2 protein-coding genes are annotated in these 2,303 nt (G+C 64.9%); both read left to right on the forward strand.

Going from position 1 to position 2,303, the window contains the following annotated elements:
- Positions 1–1,333, forward strand: a 1,333-nt coding sequence (locus tag H928_RS33235; protein ID WP_239644936.1) for a TonB-dependent receptor domain-containing protein, incomplete at its 5' end; no start/stop codon positions are given.
- Positions 1,334–1,396: 63 nt separating this feature from the next.
- A partial coding sequence (locus H928_RS27285) for a ChuX/HutX family heme-like substrate-binding protein (RefSeq protein WP_239644937.1) occupies positions 1,397–2,303 on the forward strand: 907 nt, incomplete at its 3' end.

Here is a 2,303-nt window from a genome sequence, read left to right on the forward strand (position 1 = left end):
GGCCCCCGCCGCTACGGCCGTCATCGATTCCGGATCGTCGACCGACATGAAGCGCACGCGCGGCAGCTGGGCGGGCGAGTGGCGCAACCTGAGCACGCCCGCGTGGGATGACATCAAGGCCAGCCTGAGCTACCAGAATGCCGATTCGCGCGAGTTCATCTACGAAGACCGACTGACGGCTGCTGACCGCACGCGCGATGTGACCTACCAGGAAAAGACCTGGCAGGCGAACGTGCAGGCCAGCAAGGTGCTGCGCGGCGATGCGGGCCTGGCGCAGAAGATCACCTACGGCATCGACTATGTGCGCAGCGATGTCGAGAACCTGCAGACGGGTATCACGCCGCCGGTGGGCGAGACCTTCCCGCTCAAACGCTTCCCCGATACCACCGAATCGAGCTGGGCCCTCTATGCGCAAGATGAGCTGGTGCTGGGCAACTGGACCTTCACGCCTGGCCTGCGCTACGACCACTTCAGCATCAAGGCCGACCAGGCCGGCTTTGGCGCCAATGCGGTGTCACTGTCGGGCAATGCCACCTCGCCCAAGCTGGGTGTGATGTACCGGGTCGATCCGGCGTGGAGTGTGTTCGGTAACTACGCCAAGGGCTTCCGCGCGCCCAACGCCGGCCAGGTCAATGCCTTCTTTGAAAACCCGGTGGGCAACTACAAGACCATCCCCAACCCCGACCTGAAGCCGGAAACCAGCCAGAACCTGGAGCTGGGTGTGCGTGGGCGGCTGGGCAATGTGGCGCTGGATGTGGCGGCATTCACCGGCCGCTACAAGGACTTTATCGACGACCTGGTGCAGGTGGGCGGTGTGGGTACCGCTGCTGATCCACTGGTGTTCCAGTCGGTCAACCGAGGCAAAGTCAACATCAGTGGCTTTGAAGTCAAGGGCGATGCCGATTGGGGGCGCTACGCCGGCATCGGCTGGAGCACACCGTTTTCCTGGGGCCGTACCCAGGGCCGTGACCGTACCAGCGCCGAGCCGCTGTCGTCCATCGATCCGCAGCGCTTTACCGTGGGCCTGCGTGCCGAAGCCGCCGTCTGGACAGCGCAGCTGGGTCTGAACTACACCCAAGGCAAAAAGGCCAAAGACACGACCAACCCTAGCGGTGGCACCCAGTTCCTGAACCCATCGGCCACCTTGGTGGACCTGACAGCGCAATGGCGCATCCGCAAGGACCTGCGCTTGAACGTGGGTATCTACAACCTGACCGACAAGAAGTACTGGCGCTGGTCCGATGTGCGTGGTCTCGCGTCCAGCTCAGGCGTTATCGATAGCTACACCCAGCCGGGCCGCTCGGCCAAGGTCAGCCTGGTCGCCGAGTTCTGAATCTGCCTCTGAGGGCAGCGTGCACGGTCTGCACGCTGCCGGTTTTTCCATAAGGAGTCCCCCATGAATCCGTCTCTTTCTCCCGCCGCTGCGCCAGCCGCCTTGAGTTCGGCCCGTGCCGCCGACATCCGCCAGGCCTTTGCCGCAGAACGCGCCAAGGGCCTGCGCGCCAAGGAAGCGGCCGAAGCTGCCGGCACCAGCGAAGGCGAGGCGATTGCCGCCCATGCCCAGCAGTGGCAGCCGGAGGGCAGCAGCATGCAGGTGCAGGTACTGGCAGCACCCGAGGGCGCTTGGGTAGAGGTGCTCAAGGCGCTGGAAGCCTGCGGCCCGGTGATGGCCTTGACCCGCAATGCCAGCACCGTGCATGAGAAGACCGGCGTCTATGCCAACCTCAGCGCGGGCGGTGAGCTGGGGGCCCAGGTGGGTATTGCGCTGAATGAGGACATTGACCTGCGCCTGTTTTTTGCCAGCTGGCATGCCGGCTTTGCGGTGACCGAGACTTCCGCCCATGGCGGCAGCACGGTACTGCGCAGCCTGCAGTTCTACAACCGCTCAGGCCGGGCAGTGCACAAGGTCTATGCCCGCGATGCCAGCGATCTGCAAGCCTGGCAGGCGCTGGTCGAGCGCTTTGCGGTGGCGGCGGGCGCCAGCGTGCCCGGCTTTGATGCGCCAGAGGCGCGCAAGCCCGTGAGCGTCCCTGCCGACAGCAGCGTCGATGTGCCCGCCCTGCAAGCCGCCTGGGCCGGCATGAAGGACACGCATGAATTCTTCAGCATCATCAAAAAAGCTGGCGCCGAGCGCCAGCAGTCCTTCCGCCTGGTGCAGGGCCAGTTTGCCTGGCCCCTGGCCAAAGACAGCGTGACCGCCTTGCTCAACGAGGCCAGCTTCTCGGCCACGCCGATCATGGTGTTTGTCAGCAGCGGCGGCTGCATCCAGATCCACAGCGGCCCGGTGCAGCGCATCGAGCCGA

It is taken from the genome of Comamonas sp. B-9, from assembly GCF_000410635.1.
Lineage (GTDB): Bacteria > Pseudomonadota > Gammaproteobacteria > Burkholderiales > Burkholderiaceae_C > Comamonas.